Annotated in this window: 23 protein-coding genes; 9 read left to right on the forward strand and 14 right to left on the reverse strand. The window is 71.0% G+C overall.

Annotation, left to right across the window (positions count from 1 at the left end; all coding sequences use genetic code 11):
• Positions 1-35: 35 nt before the first annotated feature.
• A complete protein-coding gene (locus ABN273_RS43350; protein ID WP_349455375.1) occupies positions 36-491 on the reverse strand; it encodes a GbsR/MarR family transcriptional regulator in 456 nt (151 codons plus the stop codon).
• Positions 492-566: 75 nt separating this feature from the next.
• Positions 567-1,196 carry an FMN-binding negative transcriptional regulator gene (locus tag ABN273_RS43355; RefSeq protein ID WP_349455376.1) on the reverse strand — a complete coding sequence of 210 codons (630 nt, stop codon included), beginning with the start codon at positions 1,194-1,196 and terminating at the stop codon, positions 567-569.
• A gap of 25 nt (positions 1,197-1,221) precedes the next feature.
• Between ABN273_RS43355 and ABN273_RS43360 the strand changes: the two genes are divergently transcribed.
• Positions 1,222-2,562 (forward strand): aminotransferase class I/II-fold pyridoxal phosphate-dependent enzyme, encoded by a 1,341-nt coding sequence (locus tag ABN273_RS43360; RefSeq protein WP_349455377.1) that lies wholly within the window; start codon positions 1,222-1,224, stop codon positions 2,560-2,562.
• Between the two features lie 135 nt (positions 2,563-2,697).
• Here the strand turns inward: ABN273_RS43360 and ABN273_RS43365 are convergent, their stop codons facing one another.
• Positions 2,698-3,396 carry a TetR/AcrR family transcriptional regulator gene (locus ABN273_RS43365; RefSeq protein ID WP_349455378.1) on the reverse strand — a complete coding sequence of 233 codons (699 nt, stop codon included), beginning with the start codon at positions 3,394-3,396 and terminating at the stop codon, positions 2,698-2,700.
• A gap of 110 nt (positions 3,397-3,506) precedes the next feature.
• Between ABN273_RS43365 and ABN273_RS43370 the strand changes: the two genes are divergently transcribed.
• From ABN273_RS43370 to ABN273_RS43380, 3 genes are all read left to right on the forward strand, one after another.
• The gene (locus ABN273_RS43370; protein ID WP_349455380.1) at positions 3,507-4,685 is read left to right on the forward strand and encodes an FAD-dependent monooxygenase; all 1,179 of its coding nucleotides are present in this window, start codon (positions 3,507-3,509) and stop codon (positions 4,683-4,685) included.
• A gap of 88 nt (positions 4,686-4,773) precedes the next feature.
• Positions 4,774-4,947 carry a hypothetical protein gene (locus tag ABN273_RS43375; protein WP_349455381.1) on the forward strand — a complete coding sequence of 58 codons (174 nt, stop codon included), beginning with the start codon at positions 4,774-4,776 and terminating at the stop codon, positions 4,945-4,947.
• 241 nt (positions 4,948-5,188) lie between these two features.
• Entirely contained in the window at positions 5,189-5,425 is a 237-nt protein-coding gene (locus ABN273_RS43380) for a hypothetical protein (protein WP_349455383.1), read from the forward strand.
• A 16-nt stretch (positions 5,426-5,441) separates the two neighbouring features.
• On the opposite strand, the gene ABN273_RS43385 is transcribed toward ABN273_RS43380, so the two are convergent.
• Together ABN273_RS43385 and ABN273_RS43390 are read right to left on the reverse strand one after the other, a co-directional pair.
• Positions 5,442-5,906: an SRPBCC domain-containing protein gene (locus ABN273_RS43385; protein ID WP_349455385.1), complete on the reverse strand. Its 465-nt coding sequence runs from the start codon at positions 5,904-5,906 to the stop codon at positions 5,442-5,444.
• A 132-nt stretch (positions 5,907-6,038) separates the two neighbouring features.
• Positions 6,039-6,932 carry a helix-turn-helix domain-containing protein gene (locus ABN273_RS43390; RefSeq protein ID WP_349455386.1) on the reverse strand — a complete coding sequence of 298 codons (894 nt, stop codon included), beginning with the start codon at positions 6,930-6,932 and terminating at the stop codon, positions 6,039-6,041.
• Between the two features lie 65 nt (positions 6,933-6,997).
• Between ABN273_RS43390 and ABN273_RS43395 the strand changes: the two genes are divergently transcribed.
• Complete coding sequence (locus ABN273_RS43395; RefSeq protein WP_349455387.1) at positions 6,998-7,807, forward strand: hypothetical protein; 810 nt, start codon at positions 6,998-7,000, stop codon at positions 7,805-7,807.
• Positions 7,808-8,023: 216 nt separating this feature from the next.
• Positions 8,024-8,569 (forward strand): hypothetical protein, encoded by a 546-nt coding sequence (locus ABN273_RS43400; RefSeq protein ID WP_349455388.1) that lies wholly within the window; start codon positions 8,024-8,026, stop codon positions 8,567-8,569.
• 122 nt (positions 8,570-8,691) lie between these two features.
• Here the strand turns inward: ABN273_RS43400 and ABN273_RS43405 are convergent, their stop codons facing one another.
• The 5 genes from ABN273_RS43405 to ABN273_RS43425 form a co-directional block, all read right to left on the reverse strand.
• Complete coding sequence (locus tag ABN273_RS43405) at positions 8,692-9,555, reverse strand: hypothetical protein (protein WP_349455389.1); 864 nt, start codon at positions 9,553-9,555, stop codon at positions 8,692-8,694.
• Between the two features lie 23 nt (positions 9,556-9,578).
• A complete protein-coding gene (locus tag ABN273_RS43410; protein WP_349455390.1) occupies positions 9,579-9,914 on the reverse strand; it encodes a hypothetical protein in 336 nt (111 codons plus the stop codon).
• Positions 9,911-10,045, reverse strand: coding sequence for a hypothetical protein (locus ABN273_RS43415; RefSeq protein ID WP_349455391.1), 135 nt, complete (start codon positions 10,043-10,045; stop codon positions 9,911-9,913). The genes ABN273_RS43410 and ABN273_RS43415 overlap by 4 nt, the downstream gene beginning before the upstream one ends.
• Positions 10,046-10,307: 262 nt before the next feature.
• The gene (locus ABN273_RS43420) at positions 10,308-11,141 is read right to left on the reverse strand and encodes a DUF4097 family beta strand repeat-containing protein (protein ID WP_349455392.1); all 834 of its coding nucleotides are present in this window, start codon (positions 11,139-11,141) and stop codon (positions 10,308-10,310) included.
• A gap of 203 nt (positions 11,142-11,344) precedes the next feature.
• Entirely contained in the window at positions 11,345-12,739 is a 1,395-nt protein-coding gene (locus ABN273_RS43425; RefSeq protein ID WP_349455394.1) for a serine hydrolase domain-containing protein, read from the reverse strand.
• 130 nt (positions 12,740-12,869) lie between these two features.
• Here ABN273_RS43425 and ABN273_RS43430 point away from each other — a divergent pair, with 130 nt between their 5' ends.
• Entirely contained in the window at positions 12,870-13,607 is a 738-nt protein-coding gene (locus ABN273_RS43430) for a TetR/AcrR family transcriptional regulator (protein WP_349455395.1), read from the forward strand.
• A gap of 129 nt (positions 13,608-13,736) precedes the next feature.
• Positions 13,737-14,456, forward strand: coding sequence for a hypothetical protein (locus tag ABN273_RS43435; protein ID WP_349455396.1), 720 nt, complete (start codon positions 13,737-13,739; stop codon positions 14,454-14,456).
• Between the two features lie 15 nt (positions 14,457-14,471).
• Here ABN273_RS43435 and ABN273_RS43440 read toward each other — a convergent pair whose 3' ends face one another.
• Genes ABN273_RS43440 through ABN273_RS43450 form a run of 3 tightly spaced genes read right to left on the reverse strand, consistent with a single transcriptional unit; the run spans position 14,472 to position 20,494 of the window.
• Positions 14,472-17,054 (reverse strand): LuxR C-terminal-related transcriptional regulator, encoded by a 2,583-nt coding sequence (locus ABN273_RS43440; RefSeq protein ID WP_349455398.1) that lies wholly within the window; start codon positions 17,052-17,054, stop codon positions 14,472-14,474.
• A gap of 48 nt (positions 17,055-17,102) precedes the next feature.
• On the reverse strand, positions 17,103-17,264 hold the full coding sequence (locus ABN273_RS43445) for a hypothetical protein (RefSeq protein WP_349455399.1): 162 nt from the start codon (positions 17,262-17,264) through the stop codon (positions 17,103-17,105).
• 35 nt (positions 17,265-17,299) lie between these two features.
• Positions 17,300-20,494 carry an AfsR/SARP family transcriptional regulator gene (locus ABN273_RS43450; RefSeq protein ID WP_349455400.1) on the reverse strand — a complete coding sequence of 1,065 codons (3,195 nt, stop codon included), beginning with the start codon at positions 20,492-20,494 and terminating at the stop codon, positions 17,300-17,302.
• Between the two features lie 111 nt (positions 20,495-20,605).
• Between ABN273_RS43450 and ABN273_RS43455 the strand changes: the two genes are divergently transcribed.
• The gene (locus tag ABN273_RS43455) at positions 20,606-21,124 is read left to right on the forward strand and encodes a universal stress protein (RefSeq protein WP_349455401.1); all 519 of its coding nucleotides are present in this window, start codon (positions 20,606-20,608) and stop codon (positions 21,122-21,124) included.
• Here ABN273_RS43455 and pdxR read toward each other — a convergent pair.
• On the reverse strand, positions 21,080-22,471 hold the full coding sequence (pdxR, locus tag ABN273_RS43460; protein ID WP_349455402.1) for a MocR-like pyridoxine biosynthesis transcription factor PdxR: 1,392 nt from the start codon (positions 22,469-22,471) through the stop codon (positions 21,080-21,082). The genes ABN273_RS43455 and pdxR overlap by 45 nt on opposite strands.
• Positions 22,472-22,484: the final 13 nt, after the last annotated feature.

Here is a 22,484-nt window from a genome sequence, read left to right on the forward strand (position 1 = left end):
CGTGGCGCAGCAGCCCGCCGTGTCCGCTCAGGGGTTCAGTCGGAGGCCTGGTCGAGGACCTTGGCGACGGCGGCGATGGCGGTCCTGGCGGACTCGATGCGCCTGGTCTGCGCCTCGTCGGTCCAGCCGAGCCGCAGACCCTCCGCCGCCAGCTCGTCGAACGCGGTGAACGCGGCGAGCTTCTGCCGGATGACCCTGGACCAGGCGTCGTCCTCTATCTGGTAGTAGACGTTCCGCTCCCCGGGCTTGCGGAAGCGCCGGATCAATTTGATGGACGTCAGCAAGTGCATGTTCGTCGTCAGCGACGCGCGGCTCGCGCCGATGGCCTCGGCGATGTCGCTCGCGGTCTGCTCCGGCGGGTCGCAGGCCATGAGCCAGCCCAAAACGCGGCCGGTGATCGGGGCGAGCCCCCACTCCTGGGAGACGAACCCCGCCACCTGCTCGACCCACGCGAGCACCTGCTCGCGGTCCGGGCCGTTCTGCGCACTCATGCAGTCATCCTAACGTTGCAGCTTCTGGCCAGTAATTTCAGGCTAAACTGAAATTGCTGGCATCGCAAGTGGATACTAGCGACTTGCCCCATTCATTCGCCTGACCAGTTGCGCCTTCGCGCCCGCGTCCCCCGGCAGGTCCCGCTCGTCGAGCCCCTCCCGGATCCGCTCGCGGAACTCGACCGGCCGATGGTCGTCGTACTTGAACTTGGCCCGCACGTCGACCACTTCCAGCCGCAGCCCCCGGATCGCCGAGAACATCTTGCGGTACGGCCCCGCGTCCACGGCCACCTCGCCGTACCCGCCGTCGGGCTGGTGATGGGCCAGCTGGCGGCGGAGGATGTCGGCCTTGCCCTCCTTGTCGTCCACGATGCGCGCCCGGCACGTGAGCTGCACGGATGCGTAGTAGCTGGTCGGCACGCCGTTCTCGGGGGAGTCGGAGCGCCAGACGGAGGGGATGTAGGCGTAGTCGTCGTGCACGCTCACCACCGTCACCGGGTTGGCCTCCAGCGCCGCCCAGATCGGGTTCGGCCTGGCCAGGTGGAGCAGGACCGCCTTGTCGCCGTCGAACAGGAAATGCGTCGGCACCACGATCGGCGGGCCGCCGTCCACGCCGTTGGCGGCGAGCTGGCCGAAGTCGCGCGTACGCAGCCAGGTCCGCCATTCGTCGGTGTCATGCGCCGCGTCCCAAGGATTAATGAGCATCCGTACCTCTTTGTATTAGTACATAATGTATTTTGTGCCAGAAAAATACCTGATCAGCGGTGGGACTGCCAGCGAGATAGCGGCCGGGGTGGAGCTCGCCGTGTCCGATGGGCGGCTGCCACCAGGCGCGATGCTTCCCCCGGTGCGCGAGGTGGCCGCCGGCGCAGGGGTCAGCCCCGGCACGGCGGCGGCCGCGTACCGGCTGCTGCGCGAGCGGGGCGTCATCGAGACCGCGGGGCGGCGGGGCACCCGGGTCAGGTCGCGCCCGGCCAGCACGTTCCGCGAGGAGATCCGCATCGAGGTGCCCCCGGGCGTACGCGACCTGTCCAAGGGCAACCCCGATCCGGCCCTCCTGCCGCCACTGGGGGACGCCCTCGCCGCCGCGGCCCGCGCGCACGAGGAGCGGCCCGCGATGTACGGCACGGGTGACGACGAGGAGCTGCTCGCCCTGGCCGGCGAGCGTATGCGCGCGGACGGCGTCCCGGCTGCGCCGGTGGCGGTCACTTCCGGCACCCTCGACGCGGTCGAACGCGTACTGGCCACCTACCTGCGCCCCGGCGACGCGGTGGCCGTGGAGGATCCCGGCTGGACGGCCCTGCTCGACCTGGTCGCCGTCATGGGGTTGCGGCCCGTGCCGATGCGGCTCGACGACGAAGGCCCCCTGCCCGCGGAGCTCGGCCGGGCTCTGCGTGCGGGCGTCCGCGCCGTGGTGATCACGGCCCGCGCCCAGAACCCGACCGGCGCCGCCGTCTCAGGCGAACGCTCCCATGTTCTGCGCGAGGTGCTGGCGGCTTACCCGCAGGTGCTGCTCATGGAGGACGACCACGGCTCCGGCTTCGTGGACCTCCCCTTGCACCCGCTGGCGGGCGTCACGCAGCGCTGGGTGTTCATGCGCTCGACGGCCAAGGCCTTCGGCCCCGACCTCCGTGTCGCCCTGATCACCGGAGACCCGGTCACGCTCGGCCGGCTGCGCGGTCGCCAGCGGCTCGCCGCGGGCTGGGTCAGCCATCTGCTGCAGCGCGCCGTCGCGTACCTCTGGCGGACGGACGCGATGGACACTGCGGAGGTGGCGGCCTCGTACGGGCGGCGTCGGGACGGCCTGGTGGCGGCGCTGGCCGCACGCGGCGTCCACGCGCACGGGCGCAGCGGGCTCAACGTGTGGGTCCCCGTCGCGGACGAGGCCACCGCGATCACCCGCCTGCTGGCCCGCGGGTGGGCCGCCGCGCCGGGCGCGCGCAACCGCATCGGCACGCCGCCCGCCCTGCGCATCACCGTCTCGCCCCTGCGCGCCGACGAGGTAGAGCTGCTCGCCGACGACCTCGCCGGCGCCGCGCGCCCGGCTTCGCGCGGCGGCCCGTACGGCTAGCCTTCTCACGCGCTGGAAACCCGCTTTCACGCCGTACGCCCGGCTCGCGCGGCTGGCTCCGGCTTGCTCGCCGTACGCCGGCTCGCGCGGTGGCCCGTACGCTGGCGGGCCGTTACGTGACCTCGCCGGGTCAGGTCAGGCGCTCGGGATGCCGGCTTCGGCGCGGTCGGCGTCGACCACGTCACCGAGCAGGGCGGCGACGGCGGCCGCGAGGTCGCGCAGCGCGGCGTCGGCGGGAGCCGCCTCGCTCTCGAACGCCCGCCGGACCGTGCCGGCGAGCAGGTCGGCCCGCTGCTCCCGGCCGTCCGCCGAGGTGCCGCCCTCCGCTCGCAGGAAACCCTCGAAGGTCGCCTGGTAGGCGTAGCGGAGCTGGTCCACGTCCAGGTCGTCACGGAGCAGGCCGTGCTCGGCGAGCAGTTCCAGGAAGCCGCGCCCCATCTTGGCGTGCCGCTCCTCGCGCTCGGGCGAGCCGGTCAGCTTGCCGAGCAGCTCGGGGTCGGCCAGGAGAAAGCCCAGCAGCAGTGGCCTGGAGGCGACGGCCAGGAAGTAGTCGCGGGCGAAGCGGTGCAGCCTGCACGCCTGCGGATCCTCCACCAGGGCCTGCCGCACCTGGCTGATCGCTGAGCCGACCTCGCGCGTGAGAACGGCGCCGAAGAGCTGATCGCGGGTCTTCCAGTGCAGGTAGACGGTGCCCTTCCCGATGCCGGCCCGGGCGGCCACGTCGTCGATGGTCACCCTTCTGTAGCCGTGGAGCAGGAGCAGGTCGGCGGCCGTATCGAGGATGCGCGTCGCGCGCGCGGCCCGCTGCTGCGGGTCCCGAAGTCGTTCGCTCACACCAGCATTATGACCCGATGTCATTTTTAGTCAACTGGAGCCTAATAGTTGACGATTTTTCGAAACTGGTCATAAGTTAGGAGTCGTCCACGAGCCGAGAGGAGCACGAGATGTCCCTTACCGTTCTGATCTCCGGAGCCGGCGTCGCCGGCAGCACGCTGGCGTACTGGCTGGCCGAGCACGGCTTCCGCCCCACCGTCGTCGAGCGCGCGGCCGGGCTGCGCTCCAGCGGCAGCCCGGTCGACGTGCGCGGCCCGGCGGTCGAGGTGGCCGAGGGCATGGGGGTGATGGACGCGTTGCGGGCCGCCGCCACCACCGCGACCGGCATGGCGTTCGTCAACGACGCGGGCCGCCGGGTGGGCGGCGTCAACACCCGGGCCATGCAGCGGGCCGGCGGCAGCCGCGAGGTCGAGGTGACGCGCACCGACCTGGCGGCCATCCTGTACGAGGCCGGCCGCGACTCGGCCGAATACCTGTTCGGCGACACCATGACCGCGATCAGCCAGGACGCCGCCGGCGTCGAGGTCACGTTCGACAAGGCCGCGCCGCGCCGGTTCGACCTGGTGATCGGCGCCGACGGGCTGCACTCGATGACGCGCAGGCTCGCCTTCGGCCCCGAGAGCGGCTTCGTCCACCACATGGGCCTCTACGTCGCCACGATGCCGCTGGACGGCCCGGCCGAGCAGCAGAGCGAGGTGGTCATCCACAACTCTCCCGGCCGCATGGTCGCCATCCACCCGGTCCGCGGCACTGCCCTGGCCGCGTTCATCTTCCGCAGCCCGGCGGTCGACGGCTTCAACCACCGCGACACCGAGCAGCACAAGCGCATCCTCACCGACGCGTACGCCGGCGCCGGCTGGCGGGTGCCGGAGCTGCTGGAGCGGGCCCGGGTCGCCGAGGACCTGTGGTTCGACTCGGTCAGCCAGGTGCGCATCGACCGCTGGCACGACGGCCGCGTGGCGCTGCTGGGCGACGCCGCCTCCTCGGTGTCGCTGTTCGGCGACGGTTCCACGCTGGCCATGGCCGGCGCCTACACCCTGGCCAAGGAGCTGGCGGCCACGCCCGAAGACCCACAGGCGGCCTTCGCCCGCTACGAGACCGAGCACCGCACCCTGGTCGACCCCAGGCAGGACAACGTCGCCGCGGCCGCCGCGCTGATGGTCCCGGCCACCCGGATCGGCATCGACGCCCGGAACCTGGCCTCCCGCTTCTGGCCCGCCGCTGCCGCCGTGAGCTGGGTGCGCAACCACCTCACCCCGCGCCGCGAGCCGACGGCCACGGCCGCCTGATCCTGGCTCGGGAGCCGGTCCACGGACCTTAGATCCGTGTTATGCCCTTCCTCTTATGGTGACGCCCGAGGAGATTCCGGGAGTTGCCATGTCACAGCGACAGGTGAAGCGCAGGCGCGCCGCACTGCGGCGCGAGGAGGCCTTGCTGCAGGAGCACCGCAGGCGTCTGAGACGAAGGTCCCTGTACGGCGCCGCCGCGGTGGTGACGGTGGTGGCGGCAGTGACCGCGGTGCTGGTGGTCACCTCGATCAGCACTGCGTAGGCCGGGTACGTCGCCTCGGCCTGATGGTTCCCACCGTTTGCTTCATGGTCACCTCGTGGGTTTTCCTCTTCAAGGCTTTGCGGCCCGTAAAGGGCGGGGAATCACTGGGATATCGATGGCCAGTCGTGGGCGGGAAGGTCGTATGGGCTGCCCTCGACGCGCCGCCTGCCGCGAGTGATCAGCGCTGGGGTCGCATGGTTGACGACGGCACCGACCGCGGGGCTGACCACTTCGTGGGGGTGTGATCGTCATGACGCAAAGCGGGTGGAGCGAGGAGTACCCGCTGGCCCACCAGGCATCGCTGCTAGGGGAGAGCCAGGCAGAGCGCGAGTCGATGTCGAGAACCAGGTTCTTCGATCTTTTCGATTTGAATGTCACCGATTCGCAGGAGGGCTACAGCGCCACCGCGCTGTACCACGTCTATTTGCGCTCCCGTGCGCGGGCAAGAACGCTGGGCCTGTCTCAAAGCCGCGAGTGACCATTCACCGGACGTCTTAGCTATCGCCCGCTTCTACGAGTGCCGCCAGGTTCGCCAGTGCCATTCGGGTGCCCGTCTCGTTGTCCGCGGCGGGCACGGCGTCGGGGATCCCCTCGTGCACGATGACGACCTCGGTGCCATCACCGGCGTCGGTGAGCGTCGTCGTCATCGTCATGGTCCCGCGCAGCGCGGGATCTGCTGTCTCGAACTCGAGCACCTCGACCACCCGCTCATCCGGAACGAGCTTCGCGAAGTGCCCGTGGTACGTGTCGGTGTGCGATGCCGACTTGCCGGTTGGTCCCGGCGCGTCGTAGGTGAGCGAGATCCGGAACGAGCCGCCTTCGCGAGCGTCGAACTCGTGGACATGGCAGCTCATACCCTCAGGCACCCGCCATTTTGCGATCGCGTCCGCATTCACGAGCGCCTGGTAAATGGCCGAACGCGGCGCGTTCACGTGCTGAGAGATCCGCGTCGAGTACATGTGGCCGACCTTATCGGCGAATCGTTGCCACGTTCGACTTCTCATTGGCGTGCTGCTTGACCAGTTCCGCCTTCTCCCGCCGCCGCCGCACCCGCTCCTCATCCGCCGGCTCCTCTGCGTGGCGGCGGTGGTTCATGGCTCTGTGTTGACCTGCGGGCTCTGGGTTCCCGTGGCGCCGCTGCGCCAGTGCGGCGGCGCGCTCCGAGGCGGGCCCGGCTCGACCGTGACCGCGGTGGTGTAGCTTCCGGGCGGCACTTCGTGGGAGAACGGTCCGCACGCACTCGTCTGACCTGCTGACAAGGCGCCGAGCTCGCATGTATTCAGGGTTTTCGCCAGTGGTGCGCGGGATCCGATGTCGTACAGCCAGACGTACGCGACCGCGCCGTCGACCGCCTGGACCGCGCGCACGTCGAGGGAGGCGACGACAGCGCCGCCGGTAACCGCGATACACGGTTCGAGCGAGATCGGGACGCGCGCCGCGACATGGGCCGAGCGGCACCGCGTGGGCATGTCCGGTACGGCATCGCCCGGGTCCCAGATGAACAATGCGGCGGCCGCAACGAGTGCCAGCGCCGCACCGATGACCGCCACCACCTTCCAGAGAGCGAGTGGCCTCTGCGTCAGCCCATGGGCTTCGTCCACCAAGGGTGACTCGTCACGGCCCTCCGGTTTCAGGGGCGCGGGTTCGCGGGCGGCCTGGGCACTTTGCGGGTTTTGGTCGTTGATCTCGTGCCAGCGCTGTTCCCACTCCGCCGTGTCCGTCACGCCGCAGGCGCGTACGTAATCAAGGGTCGCCGACAGGCTGGGCAGCCTTAGCCCCTTGGCGGCCTCGGAGAGCCTGCTCGGCGAGCACCCGACTCGTGAGCCCATGACCCGATAGGTCGGTTTCCCCGCCGCGACGCGTAAGTGGCGTAGGTCGTGCGCGAAGCGTTCGATCAATCCCGCGTCGGGATCGAGTTCGCGTTCTGGCCTGCCCATTCGCCCTGCCCGTTGATCCGGTGGTCTGATCGGGTAGCGATCAATCAAAGCGTGACGAGGATGGGCCAGGCAAGTCGTTCATCTAGAGATCGCTGATCTGGGAGAGAGCACAAATGAAGAGGATGTCTGCGGCGATGGCAGCGGTGCTCGTGGGGACGTGCGGTGTCGCGGCACCGGCGCACGCCACCACAGGGGCTGCCTTCCGCGCCTATTCCGGCGCGAGCGAGAGCCGGCACCAGGCCCACTTCGAGAGCCTGCGCCGCCAGGGCTACCGGCCGATCACGGTGAGCGTGTCGCAAGGACCGAGCTATGCGGCCGTGTGGGTCAAGGGTGGGGGCGGAGCCTGGGTCTCGCGGAGCGGGATGTCCGATGCGGGCTTCAGGGCACGGTTCGACGACTACCTCGCGCAGGGGTACCAGCCGATATCGGTGTCGGCGACGGGTCCAGCCGGCCGTGCGACGTTCGCCGCGCTGTGGGAGAAACGCTCAGAACGGTTCTTCTCCCGCATGGGGCTCACCGGGGCGCAGTTCGCCGCCGCCAATCGGAAGGCGTACGCCGAAGGCTACGTGCCGATCTCCATTGACGTATATGGGACGTCGTCGGATCCCCGGTACGTCGCGGTCTGGCGGCAGAACCCGGGAGGCGGATGGTACTTCTCGTACGGCAAGCCGTTCGCCCCGCACAAGGAGTTCTTCGACCAGCGCACCGCCGAGGGGTTCCGCCCGACGGCGGTCGCGGTGAGCCCGGGTGGGGCGCGATTCGCCGCGATCTACCGCAAGGAGGGTACCCGACCGTGGTACCACTACATCGACACATCCGGCCCCGCCTACCAGCGCAGGTTTGACAGCCTGGTGGCGCGCGGCCTGCGCCCGGTCCAGGTGAATGTCGAGGACGGTGTGTACGCCACGGTCTGGGTCGGCTGACCGATGGGGTAAGAACCCGGCTGGTACCGGGACGGGCGGGGAAACCGCTACCACTGGGACGGTTACAAGTGGGACTAGAAGGACGCCGGTGCCGGTCCCTACGGCCTGAGCCCGGGCGACCGTCCACCCCTGCCGCCCAACCGGCGGCCAGATCAGCCGGACCCGAAACCAAAACCACCTTCAGGAAGCGCCGGTTGCCTTGGCGCGGTCGGCCTGGTGGCCATCGTCATCATGATCGTCTCAGAGTGGGTGCAGAGCATGCGCTGGCTCCTGATGATCGCCTGCATGGCGGCGGCGGTCGCCTTCGTGGTCGCGGCCGGCGGGTACCGCCTCGTCTGGGCAGCGGTGTGCGTGGTGATGGGGCTGGGCGCGGTCTGGGGTTTCAACCTCCAGGCAGAAGAGGACAACCGTCCGGCTCCGGAAATCCTCTACGCCCGCGAGCTGCTGGTGGATCTGGCGAAAGGAAACGCCGCACCATGCCGTTCCATGCCGGAGGAGGAGCAGCGCCGCCTGGCCGAGCGTTACCAGGCGGCCGACTGCCCCACAGCGGCGAAGGCCATCGAGGACAGCATCGATGGCGTCGAACTCGAACGCCTCAAGGAGATCACCGGAACTCCCTTGGAAACGCGCCGGCTGCCCGGTGAAGAGAACGACGACCCGACGGCTCTCTACTCAGTACGCCTCGACGAGAATCCACTCGGCTGGAAGGAGATTGATTTCACTGTGGTCCACCCGGACGGGTTCCTGAAAGCAGTGCGCTGACATCTCGCGGCCCGGAGCCGCCGGCGGTGGTCAGGGAGATCCTGGCCGAGATCATGCCGATGAGCGTGCATGTCGGCTCCGATGAGACGGGAGTTGTTTTCAAATGGGACACGCCTTTCCCGTCAGATTCCGAGGACCATGCGGATGACGTCGCGATCCTTCTCTTTCTCAGCTTCCGAGAGCAGCTCGTAGGGGCGGCGCTGCTCTTCACTGGCCCAGTTCCGGTTGCGGACGAGCCACTTGTCGTGCACTACAGAGCTCGCCTCTTCCATGAACCGCTCGGTTCTGACGTCCACGCCGCTCGCGCGTGCCTCGTCGACGAGCTGCAGCCCGATGCGTGCCGACTCTCGATTCTCGCGCTGCCAGTCGGTGGGAAGGTTGCGGTATCGGGTGTTGGCGATGTCGACCTGGTCGGTGCCATGCTTCTTGATCCAGACCGGGTCCGTGGTGGGCTTCGGCCTGGGCTTGTATGTGCCGTCCGGCAGCTTACGGGGAGCGCGCCAAGCATCGTGGAAACGGTTGGCGATCTTGTCGACCCTGCGGTTGGTAAGGGTTGTGGACATGCTGCGCATCAGCGCACCGATGCGAGCCGTGATCTCGCGCAGCCTGGTCCAGAGCTTGGCGGCGAGGGTCCTCAGCCGGGGCAAGAGCTGGGGCGCGTAAACGGCGGCTGCCACGGCCAGTATCCCTAGCCCGGCCAGCAGATTGCCAACCCAAACCAGCGCATCCCTGCTGAACCGCAGGGTGCCGGCGGTGTTCGAGAGGCGGTCGGCGAGGTCTGTGGCGGTGGCAGTGGTTCCGTGGCGGCCGGTCACGTGGTTGTCCACCGCGTCGGCGGCCGGTCCGCTGTTCGCCTGCGCGAACCGGTGGGCGTGCCCAGTTTCGGACGCGAGCACCCGGTGGTGGGCGGCGGCCGCCTCCAACTCGGCGATCTTCCGGTCGATGCCATCCAAGTCCGGCAGTGGCGGGACACCGAGCAGCGCCAAGCCGCCCGTCAACGCCTGCTCTGTCATGCGTGCCCGCCGCGGGTGTGCGGGATGTCGGATGGCCCGGTGTAGGTGAGCCCGGAGTTGGCAAGCTCGGTGCTCGTATTGATGGCAGCCATGGCGACCTGTCCGGCTCCGGCGCGGTCGAGCGAGCCGGCGAGCCGTTCGCACGCGGCACGAAGATTGGCCGTGAGCTCGTGATAGCCGACGGCGAACTCCTCGTACGGTAATGGCGCCTCATCGCCCCAGCCCAACCCGTTGACATACTCCGAGTACTCGCCTGCCAGCGCACCGAACGCCCGGCCCGAGGAGTCTCGCCCGCCGGCATCGATCGTGATGCCGGTCGTGATCTCGGTCATTCCGTGATCCTCCTGAAAGTGTCGTCGAGCATGGCAGTCACGTGATCGAAGTCCCGGGCCGCCTGGACTTCCAGCCCGTCTTCGCCTATCCCAGCTCTCACCAGTTCATCCACTGTCACCTCCGAGATCATGATCGTCGCAGTCTAGGCGAGCACGCGACGGCCGTCGATGGTTGACGGTCCGATGGCCGCGGGCCGCCTCCCCGCTGGCAAGGCGAGCGGGGCGGGGTGGGCACGTCCCTCGCCGCCACGCCCGCCGGCGTCCGGCTTGCCGCTCCGGTCACTGACCCGGACCGACCTCGGCACGATCTCAACCGGTACGGAGACGCCGCTCTGGGACCCCGGCTCGCTGGGCTGTGCCAAGGGGTCCGACCTCCGTGGTTACCCGAACCTCTCAGGCATGGCGCAGCACGATGTCGCCGATCCCGGTGCGAGCGCGGATGTCGATGATCTCGCTGGACTCTGCGGTCTCGCTCAGTTCGTTGTGTACCTCGCCGTGATCGGTGTTCAGGTCCAGCTTGGTCGCGGTGCCTTCCTTGACCCCGAGTTCCAGTTGCCCGTGCCTGGTCTCCAACACGATCGTGCCACGCGTCGCCTGGCCGATCCGGATGTCGCCGGTGGAGGTTTTGGCGGTGACGGCGGTCAGCGCGCGGTTGACGACGATGTCGCCTTTGAAGGCTGTCAGCCGGAGGTCGCCGCTCGCCTCGCCGATGGTGATGTCGCCGCTCGCGGTGGTGGCGATGGCCGTGCCGTCGGCGGCGCCGATCTGGATGTTTCCCGATGAGGTGGTCGCGTCGATGAGCCCGTCGGCGCGTGTGACCGCGATGTCGCCCGCGCCCGTGCGCAGCTTGAGCCCGGCGGCGTGGTCCAGGTGGATGGAGCCGATGGTGGTCTCGACGGTGGCCGTGCCGAGACGGCCGTGGCTGTGGAAACCTGCCGCGGTCGTGGCGTTTACGTGTGAGTCGTTCGGCAGCTCGATCGTCACCTCAATCGACGGAGTGTGGCGGAAGAGCGAGCGGAGCTTGTGTTTGGGTGCCTGCACTTTGAGGCGCCCGTGAGCGTACTCGACCGTGGTCAGCACCGCGGCCTGGACGTCGGCGTCGCTGGTTGTGTCGCTCGGACGTACCTGGACGAGCGTGGTGGCGCGGTCGTCGGCACGAATCGTGACGTGGCCGGCCTCGATATCGATGGTGGCGGTGATCGCCTCGGGGGTGTCGAAAGTGGTCATAGGGCTGCTCTCCGGTGGCTTGAGGAGTGATCCGTCTGGCGGGGACGGCCGTTGAGGATCGGCCGCCACTGAGCCGCGCCGGGCCGGCGGACATGGCCGCACCACGGCCGGCCAGTCCCGCGGACATCGCGGTTACCGGCCGCACCGCGAACTGGGTGCGGCCGGCGGCAACTCTGCCCAGTTCGTCGCCTGGCGGTGGGGCTTCAGGCGGTCTTGGGGGTGGCGCGCATGCTGACGTACACGCAGGGGGTGCCGTTGGACAGGGTGGCGAAGACGACGGGGATGTGGTCCTCGTCGTAGGGGCCGCCGGAAGCGGCGAACACTGTACGGTCGCTGGTTTGCGACACCGGCACCAGGTCCGACTCCAGGGGCGGGGAGAGATCCTTCATGTCGTCCACGAACTCGTAGCGGATGCGCGCACCGCCGTCGTCGGCCTGGAAGATGGTCGTGATGACGCCCTCGCGCTTGTAGGTGCCCACCAGGTGCGTCATGTCCACCGTGGGCAGGATCGCCGGCGGGGCGAAGGCGTCCGGCATGCGCACCCCGGCCAGCTCGGCCGCCAGTTCCCTGACCAGGTCGTCATACAGTCGTGTGAAGCCGCCGCCGTTGGCGAGCAGGACGACGGCGAAGCCTGCGTCCGGGATGACGCGCAGGTAGGAGTGCTGGGTGACGGCGCTGCCGACGTGGCCGAAGCCGAAGGCCCCGTTCCAGTCGAGCAAAGTCCAGCCCAGGCCCCAGGCGTCGGAGGAGACGGTCCACTTGTCCGGGGTGTCGATCTCACGGCGCTGCATGGCGGCGACCGCGTCGGCGGACAGGACGCGGGTGCCGTCGGGGGCGACGCCACCGTCGAGGTGCATCTTGGCGAAGCGGGCGACGTCGCCGGCGGAGACGATGACCCTGGCGCCCGGCGCGACCCCGCGTGGCATCAGATCCCAGGCCGGTGCCGGATCGGGGTCCTGGCCGGGCGCGCCCATGTGGCCCATGGCCACGCGGAATCGCAGCGCCTCTTCCGGCAGCGTCATCGAGTGCTCGAGTCCGAGCGGGGTGAACAGCCGGTCTTTCAGCGCTTGATCCCAGGTCTGGCCGGTCAGCACCTCGATGATGCGGCCGAGCACGACGTAGCCGACGCCGCCGTAGGAGAACCCCGTCCCGGGTGGAACGTCCAGCGCCACGTTCCTGGCGGCTTCAACGTACTTGGCCAGGCAGTCATCTCCGCGACCTGAGTCGTAGTTGAAGTCGGTGGTCATCCCGCCGGTGTGGGACAACAACTGCCGGATCGTGATCGTCTTGGTGGCTTCCGGGTCGGGGGTGGCGAACTCCGGCAGCACGCTCACCACTGTCGCGTCCAGATCCAGGTCGCCGGCGTCGATGAGCTGCATCACCAGTGTGGCGGTGTAGACCTTGGCCAGCGAGCCGGCCAGGAACACCGAGTCGGCGGTCACTTCCACTCCGGTGCCCCGGTGCAGCACGCCGCTGGCCAATTCGTGGACGGTGCCGCCGGTCAGGACGGCCAGCGACGCCCCGGGCACGTGGTAGGCGGCGCGTAGCTCGTCAAGCCGGGCCTGCCAGTGGGCGGCGTCGAATACGGGTGATGACACGAGGGTTTCCTTTCGCAATCACGAGGTGCCGTACAGTGTGCGGCCTTGCGCACACTGTACGAAGAGCGCACGATGTTCGCAAGTCGTACACTGTGCCGTTGGCATAGTCGTGAGGCGACGAGGAGGCCGCATGCCAGCTGACGAGCAGCCGCTCCCCTCGGTGTGGACTCGTCCGCAGCCGCAGCGGCGCGAGCAGCCGGCTCTGAGCCGACAGCAGATTGTGTCCGCAGCACTCGAACTGCTGGACGCCGAGGGCATCGACGCCTTGAGCATGCGCAAGCTCGGCACTCGCCTGAACGCCGGCGCCACCTCGATGTATACGCACGTGGCCAACAAGGACGAACTGCTCGAACTGGTCGTGGACGAGGTCTACGGCGAGATCGAGACACCGGCCACCGGAGATCCGGCGGGCTGGCGAGCGGCCGTCACCTGCTGCGCTCACAGCATGCGCGCCACGCTACTGCGCCACCCCTGGATCGTCTCCGTGCTCGGCGAAGCCGGCTTGGCCTACCTGGGACCAAACGTGCTGCGGCTGCAGGAGGCCATGCTCGCCATGTTCGAAGCGGGCGGCTTCTCCCTGCAAGCGGCCGACCAGGCCATGAACACCCTCGTGGCCTACGTCATCGGCATCTCGACCAGCGAGGCCGCCTGGCTGACCACCCTCGCCCGCAGCGGCCAAAGCGAACAGGAATGGGCCGACCGCCTGTGGCCGGCCGCCGAACAAGCCGTCCAGGGCTACCCACGACTGCGCAAGCTGTACGCCGTGCAGCGAACCCAGGGCCTCAACAGCACTCGCGACGACGACTTCGACACCGGGCTCGAAAGCGTCCTGCACGGTCTGGCGAACTACCTCACCAACGACGGCTAGATCCACCTGCCGGCATCGTATCGAGGTCCTGGCAGGGTTGCGCAGGCGGAGCCTGCGCCTGAATAAGGGCGTCTGAGCGAAGCGAAGCCCTACCTACGCGAAGGCCGAGGAGGGGCATAATGGCGGCCGATGCCGAAACTTCGGGAATTGTCGGGATATGCGGCGGCGATTGCGCCCGTCATCGACGCGGCCCACGTCAACGTGCATGCCTCGGCTCGCAGGGCGGTCGCCGAATTGTCCGAGGCGGCCAGTGTGAGCCCGGGATTCCTGTCCGACCTGCGTTTCATGTTGCCGCTCCGGTCACTCACCCGGACCGACCTCGGCACGATCTACCGGTACGGCGACGCCGAGGGGCGCGAGTCCGGCATCCAGGAGCACCTCCGCGAGGGCGCCCTGGCCGAGGACGGTGAGGGGGCGCTGCGGGTGACGACAGCGGGGCTGGAGTTCATCCGGCGCCTGTACGACGTGCACGGCGCCGTGGTCGAGCGGATCTGGACCGGACACGATCTGCCCGGGCTGGCCCGGCTGGCAGGCAGGGTGCTCGATCACGCCGAACGCGTGCCGGGAGGCGCGCTGGCCCTGGTGGCGCCCCCCTACGAGCCGGACGGGACCGCCACCGGGGTGCTGCTGTTCAACCGGCTCGCCGTACTCCGGTATCACCGTGCCGACGCGCATGTCGCGGCCTGGCAGGCGGAGGGCCTGTCCGCGGCCGAGATCGTCGGCCTGCGGGACGGGCCCGTCCGTGCCCGGATCGAGGCGGACACCAACCTGCGGGCCGCCGCGCCGTACGCGATCCTCTCCGAGGACGAGCGGCGGACCCTGTACGACGGCCTGCTGAAGCTCATCTAGTCTGCTGAAGCTCATTCAGAGCGACGCCAGCAGCCGGCCCACCTGCGTGCGGTCGTTCACGCCCAGCTTGTCGTACGCCGCCTGCAGATGATTGGCGGCCGTACGCGTGGACAGCGTCAGCCGGTCGGCGATCTGCCGGTTCGTCAGGCCGGCCGCCGCGAGCTTGACGATCTCCCGCTGGCGCGGCGTGAGCTCGGGCGTGGCCAGCTCCACCAGCGCCGGAGTCGACACGCCCGGGCAGCGCCTGGCCAGCGCCCATGCCCGGGTCTGCGCGCCCCTGGCCAGGGTGCCGCGGCCCGCGTCCCGGTAGGCCGCCGCCTCCTGCGCCGTGGCCTCGGCCGCGTACAGCAGCATCCCCGACCGCTCGAACTCCTCGGCCACCGTCCCCAGGGAAGCCGGATCGCCCATGGCCCGCGCGTGCCTGGACAGCAGCCCGGCCATTGGCCCGTCCACCCGGCCCACCAGCGCGCAGAGCCGGTCCGCCGCCGGGGCTCCCAGCCGCACCAGGTCGTGCAGCGCGAACATCAGGTTGCCGTACAGCTCGTGCCGCTCCGCGTGGTCCGCGGCCTCCAGGCACAGCCGTACCGCCCCGTCCAGGTCGCCGTCCGCCGCGGCCACCCACACCGCGGCCTGCATCGCGTGCTGCCGGGTGAACGCCCACCTGGACGCCGGCACGGATGCCTCCGCCAGCACCTCCCGAGCCTGCGCCGTGCGGCCCAGCAGCGCCAGCGCGTGCGCCTGCTCGGCCAGCACCCGCCCCAGGTACGGCTCCCGGGCGGGCATCCTGGCCAGGTCGTCCCCGCACCAGCGCAGCGCGCCCGCGACGTCCCCGCGCAGCCGGCTGACCGTCGCCCGCCAGGCCGCGAACCCCGACACCGACAGCTCGGCCGCCGGCAACTCCATCCCCTGCTCCGCGGTACCGGCCGCCGCGTCCAGCCGTCCGGAGAACGTCTGCGCGGCGCAGAGCGCGTCCAGGAAGCTCGGCAGCGCGTGCGGCGCCTCGTCCCGCCAGCCCGCCACGCCGCCCAGCGTCCGTTCGGCGATGGCCAGGCCGGCCTCGGCACGCCCGGAGTAGGCCGCCACCCACGCCTCCATGGACGCCGCGTGCGCCTCGGCGCGCATCGACATCGGCCCGAACGTACGGGATCGCGCCAGCGACCGCGCCGCCCCGGTCAGCCGACCGGCGAAGCAGTCGGCCACGGCCCGGTAGATGTGGGCCTCCTGGAGCCAGGCGGGTTCGGTCAGCGTTCGCGCGGCCACGTCGAGCACCTCGCACGCCTCGGCGTCCGCGCCCGCCCAAGCCAGGTTGATGCCCAGGCTTAAGGCGTACTGGGCGCGATCGGCCTCGGTGACCGCGTCGCGTGCCGCCCGCCGCAGCGTCGCCAGCGCCGAGTCCGCGGCACCCAGCACCATGAGCACCTCGCCGAGCAGCGCGACCGCGGCCACGCCCGCCCCCGCCTCGATCGCGGCCCTCGCCAGGCGCTCGGCCAGCCGGGGATCCTGCCTGCCCCAGGCCAGCCGGGCGGCCGACACCAGCGTCTCCGGGGCGGCGGCCGAGCCGCTGTCCAGCCGCCACACGGCCGCCCGCAGCTCGTCCTCGCGCCGCCGCAACCCGCTGGCCTCCAGCGCGTCGGCCAGCATCCGCAGCCGCCGCCGGGTGCGCAACGTGCCGCAGCCGCCGCGTACCACCTCGCCGTAGAGGGGGTGGCCCAGCCGCAGTTGCTCGCGCCTGCCCTCGCTCGCGGCCACGACCAGGCCGCGGTCCTCGACCCGCTCGATCGCCCGAGCCGACGTCAGCGACGCCAGCAGCTCCGTGCCCAGCGGCTCCCCGAACGCCACCAGCTCAAGCACCTCGCGCTCGTCCTCGTCGAGGTGGCCGATCCGCTCGCCGACCAGCTCGCGCAGCCGGGTCGACATGGACAGTTCGCCCCGCCAGCGCCACTGGCCGTCCCGCTCGGCCAGGCAGCCGCTGTTGTGCCCGGCCTGCACGACCTCGCGCAGGTAGAGCACGTTCCCCTCGCTGACCCGAGCGAGGTGACGTATGGTCTCCGCGGCCACCTCGCCGCCGAGCGCGCCCGCGAGCACCTGCCCGACCTCGTCCCTGGTCAGCGGCGGCAGCTCGATCCTGTCGAGCAGCTCGTCCTTCCACAGCGCGGCCACGGGGGCCGGCTGCGGCTCGCCGGAGCGCACGGTGACCACCACGCGTGCCGTGCCGCTCTCCACCAGGTAGTGCACCAGCGCCGCCGAGGCCGGGTCCAGCCGTTGCGCGTCGTCCACGCTCACCAGCAGCTCGCCCCGCCGCGCGCGGTCGCGCAGGTGGCGGGCGGCCCAGTGCAGCAGGTTCTCGCCGCCCCGCGGCGGCCCTGTGAGCACATGTGCGAACGCGCCGAACGGGATCATCGACGCGGTCTCCGTGCCCAGCGCCCGCACCACCTCGTACCCCGGCAACCCGGCCAGCGCCTCCGCCGCCAGCCTGCTCTTGCCGACCCCGGCCTCGCCGGCGATCACCATGCCTGCTCCAGACCGCAGCGCCGCACGTACGGCCGCGAGCGGCCCCCCTCGCCCGACGAACGGCCAACCGCTCCCCTGCTCGCTCATCGCGCCTCCTCTCGACACCCATCGTGGTGACGAGGGTTTGCGCTTGGTTCAGGTCGTAGAGCGTGTCAAACCGGCGGCGGCACGCAGCAGCTCCATGAGCGCGTCCGCGCCGACGAACGGCACCGCCTCGCCCCCGACCTCTTCGAGCAGCCCGCGGAGCTGGCCGCCGGATTGCTCGGGCTCGACCAGCCGGACGATGACCGTTCTCATCTGGAAACCATCTCGCCGGCCGGTTCAGGTCTGGTTCAGGCGGGGTACGGGGCGGGCTCGACGTCCAGCTCGCGCATGCGTTCCGCGTAGAGGTGGTAGCGCCTGCGCGCGTCGCCGCGGCGGCCTGCCCGGTCGAGCACCCGCACCAGGCCGAGGTGGGCACGCTCGTCGTAGTGGTCGCGCTCCAGCAGCCGCAGCCAGTAGCGGGCGGCCTCGTCGTAGCGCCGCTCCTCCGCCCGCGCCGTGGCGAGCCTCGCCGCCGCCTGCGTGTACGCCAGGCGGGCCTGCTCGCGCAGCCCCACGGCCCAGTCCGCGTAGGGGTCCTCCTCGCAGAACTCCCCGCCGTACGCGCTCTCGGCCGCCGCCCACCGCTCCAGTGCCTCGGCCGTACGCCCTGCCTGATCGAGCCGTACGGCCTCAGCCACCAGATCCAGAAATTTCTCGACATCGACGTCGACGTTCGACAGGTCCAGCCGCAACGCGCCCTCATCCGAGACCACGATCTCGTCCGCCGGCCGTTCGTGCGCCGGGTCCAGCACCGCACGCAGCGTGGACACCATGACGTTCAGCCGCCGCAACCCGACCGCCTCGCCCTCCTGGTCGGGCCAGAGGATCTCGACCAGCCGCTCCCTGCCGATCCCGCTGCCTCTCCGGCTGACCAGGATCTTCAGCAGGTCGCGGGCCTTGCGCGACTGCCAGGCCGTACGGGGGACCGGCACGCCGCCGCGCAGCACGCGGAACGTTCCCATGGTCTCGACGGCCACTCTTGCGCCCGGCGCGGGAGCGGCGCGTGCGACCAGCGCGTCGATCCGGTCGTCGAGCGCCCGGCAGCCGATCGCGTGCATACGTTCGCGCACCCGTGCGGCCACGCCGCCGCCGGTCGCCGGGTCGGCCAGGGCCGCCCTGACCAGCTCGGCCCTGGCCTGCCCGATCGGGTCGCCCAGCATGGTCCACCTGCGCACCGCCTCGTCGGCCAGCCGGGCGTCGCCGTCGAGTTCGGCCCGCACCTCGGCGACGGCGGCCTGCGCCGCGTGGTCCCTGCGGCTCAACGCGACGGGCTCGGCCTCGTCGAGCAGCGCCCTGGCGTCGCCGGGCCGCCGGCCCGTGAGCGCCACGCGGGCGGCCACGACCCTGGCGGCCACCCCCGCGATGCCCTCGGTGTGCTCGAGCGCCTGCTCGGCGACCCGGGCGGCCTCCTCCAGGTCGTCGCCGGCGAGCAGTTCGGCGAGGCCGTTGAGCGCGTTGGACACCACCTGCACGTCGCCGGGCGGCGCCTCGGCGATGATCCGGCGGTAGATCGCGGTCGCCGCCCCGCGGTCGCCGCGCAGCGCGTGGACCTCGGCCAGCCGGAGCAGCCCATATGTGACCAGCCTGGAGCCGATCCCTTCCCACCCGGCCACCGCTGTGGCGGCTTCGGTGGCGGCCTCCTCCAGACGGCCCAGCCCGATCAGCGCCTTGGCCCGGTTGGCGGCACTGAGCGCGGCAAAAGGGGCGAAGGACACCAGGCCCGACAGTCTGCCCGCCTGGTCCGTCTCGGTCAGGGCCTCAGCGTACGAGCCCTCGTCAAGGTAGCGGGAGGCGCGGTTGGCGTGGATGCGGATGAGCTGGACGATGTCGCCCGCGCGTTCGGCGTACTCCAGGGCGCGCAGGTAGTGGGCGTCGTTGGCGCGGCGGTCGCCGTCGAGGGAGGCGAGCATGGCCAGCACCGTGTTCGCCTCCGCCAGGGCGCCCGGGTCTCCCAGGCCGGCGGCCTGCTCCATCGCCTTGTCGGCGAGCTCGGCGCAGCCTGCCCGATCGCCTTTCATCCACAGCACGGAGGCGGCGGAGGCGGCGCACATGGCGGCGTCGGCGGGCGGGAAGCCGTACTCATGGCCTCTGTAGTACATGGCGAGCGCCGCGTCGTACTCGCCGCGCCGGTGGTCGATGAAGCCGAGTCGCCTGGCCACGCACGCGTCGAAGGCCGGGCCCTCGGCGGCCCGGGCGAGCAGTTCGCGGGCGCGGGTCCAGTGGCCGCGGTTCTGCTCGGCGATGCCGGCCAGCTTGACCATGGGGGGCGAGTGCCTGGCGGCCTCGGGCAACAGCTCCAGCGCGCCGAGCACGTCGCCGCGCTCGGCCAGGCGCAGGCCGTACGAGTCGAGGAGCGAGGCCGCCAGACCCGGATGCTCCGTCGCGACGGCCGCGCGAAGGGCCAGCTCGGGCTGGTCGTGCTCGACGTACCAGCGGGAGGCGACCGCCGCCACGTCGTGGGCCTCGTTCCGGTCCAGCGGGGCGTGCTTGGTGAGCACGTGCCTGCTGGTCGAGGTCAGGCGGTGGCCGTCCTGGCCGGCCTCGAGGAAGAGTCCGCGGCTGGTCAGCGAGTCGAGCGTGTCTGGCGGCGCGCCGAGCGTGGCCGCCAGCTCCGCGGTCAGCACGGGCAGGACGGTGGCGGCACGCAGCAGCTCGCGCATGGCCGGCGGCAGGTCCTTGAACGCGGCGAGCGTGAGGCGTTCGAGCGTGGCGGAGTTCGCGGCCAGCCCGGCGGCCGTGCGGGGCCAGTCGGCGAGGTCCTCGCGGGCCAGCGTGTCGAGCGCGGCCTGCACGGCGGCCGGCCAGCCGCCGCAGGCGTCGTGCAGCGTGGCGGCGATGGCCGCGCCCTGCTCGCCCAGCCGGTCGCGCGCCCAGGCGGCGGTCTCGTCCGGGGTGAGCGCGAGATCCGTCGCGTCGAAGTCGAGCACCTCGTGGTCCTGGCGCAGCCGGGCGGTCGGGAACGGCAGCGGCGCCCGCGACGCGGTGACCAGGTGCAGATGCCTGGGGGCGGCGCGGACCAGCGTCTCCACGTACCGGACGGAGCCCGGCGCGCCCGCGATGACGTCGATGTCGTCGAAGACCAGGGCCAGCCCGCGCCGCAACTGCCTGGCCAGCGCCTCGGCCAGCGCGCCCGCCAGCGCGGACGCCCTGGACAGCTCGTCGGCGTCGGGGCCGAGCGGGGCCCCTGCGGCGGTCACCAGGTCGGCGGGCAGACCGGGCACCTTCTCCGACATGGCCGACGCCACCGCTCCCGCCAGCGTGGGGAGATCGCGGTCGGCGGGCCCGAGCCGGTGCAGCACCGCACCGACGGCCAGGCTCCAACCCGCCAGGGCGGTCGACTTCCCGTAGCCTGTAGTTGCTACGAGCGAGGTGAGCCTGTACGTCAGCGCCCCGTCGAGCCGCCGGTCGAGGGCGGGACGGGGTCGCACCCACCCTCGGTCCACTCCCGCATGCTACGCCGGGGGGTCGCGAGGGACTCCATAGTTCGAAAAGTGCCACCTCCCGGTAACAGACCGGCGGGCGCACTATGGTCGTACTTCTTAACAGGAGGCACCGTGGAACAGGATCTGCCCGGCGGTGCGAGGCTGATAGTGGGGGTGGACGAGTCCCCGGCCTCGCGTTGGGCGCTGGCCTGGGCCATCGGGGCGGCCAGGCTGCACCGGATGGCCCTGGTCGCCGTGCACGTCAGCCGCGCGCCCGTCCATCCCTTCCCCGAGGCACTGCCCGTTCAGCACGCGCTCAGAGCCGGTGAGGAAGCACGTTGCACCGAAGTGGTCGCCGGCGTGTTCGATGACGTCGCAGGCGGCGTGCCCGACGACATCAAGACAGTCGTGGTCGGCCGTGTCGGCGATCCCGGCTACCATCTCGTCGACCTGGCCCGCGAGGGCGACCTGCTGGTGCTCGGGCGGAGCCGGCGCGGGCTGCTCAGCCGCATCTTCCTGCCCTCGACCAGCATGTACTGCGCCCGCCACGCGAGGACCACGGTCGTCATCGTGCAGCAGCCGTCGCCGCCCGACGATCCCCAGCTGTCAGGGGAGCGGGCCCGCCGCTTCTGGAGCCGCCGCCATCCTTAGGCGTCGCAGCCCCTCGGGGATGTCGTACTTGGTGATCTCGCCGTAGCCCAGGACGACGCCGGGCTGTGCCGGGCTCTCGCTGCAGTACGCCTCCAACGACTCCACGGCCAGGCCCGGCACGGGCCGTACAGACACTCCCGGGGCAAGGCGGGCACACAGGTGCAGACCTGCCGTGGACGGGATCAGGAGCAGGCGCTCGTCACCGGCCAATGCTTCGGCGATCAAGGCGTGCCTGGCGGCGTACTCGCGGGTCGCCTTCCTGATGTGCCTGGCCAGGAGGCCCTCGTCGATGAAGCGGGCCAGCGCCGCCTGCGTGGGCACGTCGCTGTGCCAGTCGGAGAGCTGCTTGGCCGCGTGCAGCGCGGGCGCGAGCGAGGCCGGGGCGACGAGGAAGCCGAGCCTGAGCATGGGCAGCAGGGTCTTGGAGAACGAGCCCACGTAGATGACCCGGCCCGCGCGGTCGAGGCTCTGGAGGGGCTCCAGCGGGCGCTCCCCGAAGCGGAACTCGCTGTCGTAGTCGTCCTCGATCACGACCGCCCTGCGGCGCTCCGCCCAGGCCAGGAGGGCGGCGCGGCGGGCCAGCGACATGGGCGTGCCCAGGGGGAACTGGTGCGAAGGCGTGACGTACACGATGCGGGCGGCGCGGGGGATGGCCCGCACCTCGATGCCCTCCGCGTCCACCGGCACTCCGGCCACCCGGGCGCCGAGCGAGCGGAACAGCAGGCGGGCCGGCGGGTAGCCGGGCTCCTCGACGGCCACGCAGGTGCCCGGCTCGATCAGGACGCGGCCGATGAGGTCGAGCGCCTGCTGGGCGCCGTTCGTGATCAGCACGTCGTCGGGGCCGGCGTGGACCGAGCGGCTGATGCCGATATGCCGGGAGATGGCCTCTCTCAGCGGCTCATATCCGGAAGGGCGGTTGTACGTGGCGGCGCTCACTCGCAGCTCGCGGGCCACCAGCCGGCGCCACGTCTCCATCGGGAAGAGCCGGGGGTCCGGTACGCCGACGCGGAAGTCGTACCGGGCGCCCTGCATGGCCTTCGGAGCGTCCACCTCCCGCCAGAACGCCCGCGGCCGCACGACTCCCTTCGGCGCCGCCCTGCCGCGGACCGGCTCCGCCGACACGAACGTGCCCGCTCCCGCCCGCCCCACCAGGAACCCGTCGGCGACCAGCCGGTCGTAGGCCACCGCGACCGTGTTCCTGGAGATCTCCAGCCTCCGCGCCAGCTCCCTGGTCGGGGGGAGCCGCTCGCCCGACCTGAGCCGGCCGTCGAGTATGGCGTCGAGGAGCTGCCGGTAGACCTGTGCGGCCAGGTCACCTCGGCCTTTCAGGGTGATGTGGACGTCCATCTTGGCCCAATCA

It is taken from the genome of Nonomuraea sp. B19D2, from assembly GCF_040137845.1.
Lineage (GTDB): Bacteria > Actinomycetota > Actinomycetes > Streptosporangiales > Streptosporangiaceae > Nonomuraea.